The 1,474-nt window shown below is 34.5% G+C and carries 1 protein-coding gene and 1 pseudogene; both read right to left on the reverse strand.

Translation table 11 applies throughout. The features are described from left to right. Window positions 1-30: 30 nt before the first annotated feature. Window positions 31-897, reverse strand: a pseudogene (locus JCM10596_RS22720) (IS3 family transposase); the annotation flags it as partial. After that, on the reverse strand, window positions 858-1,421 hold the full coding sequence (locus JCM10596_RS22725; RefSeq protein WP_025029053.1) for a helix-turn-helix domain-containing protein: 564 nt from the start codon (window positions 1,419-1,421) through the stop codon (window positions 858-860). The gene JCM10596_RS22725 and the pseudogene JCM10596_RS22720, both read right to left, overlap by 40 nt. Between the last annotated feature and the right edge of the window lie 53 nt (window positions 1,422-1,474).

Genomic DNA, 1,474 nt, shown 5'->3' on the forward strand with positions numbered 1-1,474 from the left:
GGTAGTGACCCCAAAAAGTTAAAGTTTTAATTATGCAGCTATTAGGCTGGTTTGAGTTCGGTATTGTATTGGACTTAGACCAGCCAATTTTACTTTTATACGTTCATTATTGTAGTAATCCATGTATTCCTCTATTTTTCTTTTTAGCTCTTCATAAGGTACTAGATCTTCTCCATAATACATTTCTTGCTTGAGGATACCAAAGAAATTTTCCATTGAGGCATTATCCGCACAGTTTGCTTTTCTAGACATGCTTTGAAAGATTTTATTTTTCTTTAATGTTTTTACCCACGCTTTATGTTGATAATGCCAACCTTGATCTGAATGTATTGTTGTACGATACTTCCCCTCATTTTCAATTAGTTTCAATGTTTCATATAATGGCTCTAAAACAAAGTCCAATGTTGGTCTGTTTGAAATACCAAAAGATATAATTTCACCGTTGTACAAGTCCATAATAGGGCTTAAATATAGCTTTTGATCCTCAGTGCATTTGAATTCTGTCACATCGGTTACTAGTTTTTGAAGGCGGATAGGTGAGTTGAATCTACGATTCAAGCGATTTTTAGCTACTTTACCAACAGTACCTTTATATGATTTATAACGAGATTTACGTGTGAATTTCCCACATTTCAACCCCAATTCATTCATTATTCGTTGAACTTTTTTATGGTTTATGGCATACCCCTGACCTCTTAATTCTAAATGGATGCGACGATACCCATACTTACCCCCGTGCTTTTGAAATAGTTCAGTAATTACTTTCTTCCATTCTTTATCTGTATCTTCTTTCTGTAATTGCTTGACATGGTAATGATAAGTTGCCTCTGGAACATCCACTATTTCTAAAACATCTTTTAATTTGAATCCTTCTTCTTTGAGTTCGAATGCCAGCGCTGCTTGTGCTTTTCTAGGAAGACATTCTGGTTCTCTTGAAAAGCTTTTAACTTTTTTAAATAGGCAATCTCTAAACGTAAAAGTTCATTTTCACGCTCTAATTGTTGTTCACGAGATAACTCTTTTTCTTGTTTTAGTGATTTTGCTTTATCTTTTTTGGACATAGAAGGCCGCCCTTTCGGTTTTTCTTGCAGGCCCTCAAAACCTTTCTCTAAAAAGGTTTTGTACCAACTCGTAATTAATGGAGGATTGTTCATCTTAAAAACAATCGCAGCATCCTGGTAAGAAGCACCTGTCTGTTTCATAAAGTTTAATACATCTAACTTAAATTTGACAGGATAAACTTGTTTAGAACCCTTCCTACGTAAACCGTCTTCTCCAAATTCTTTATAAGCACGAACCCATCTTTTGACTTGAGATTCAGCAGATATACCATATTTTTTGGCTAATAGATTATATCCTAATGTCCCACCTAGATATTCCTTTACAATTTTTAATTTAAATTTCTCACTATACTTTGCCATACAAAAACACCCCAGAGGTTAGATTTTTACTCTAACTTCTGGGGTGCAGTACC

It is taken from the genome of Caldalkalibacillus mannanilyticus JCM 10596 (assembly GCF_000615945.1).
In the GTDB taxonomy this organism is placed as follows: Bacteria; Bacillota; Bacilli; order Caldalkalibacillales; family JCM-10596; genus Bacillus_AT; species Bacillus_AT mannanilyticus.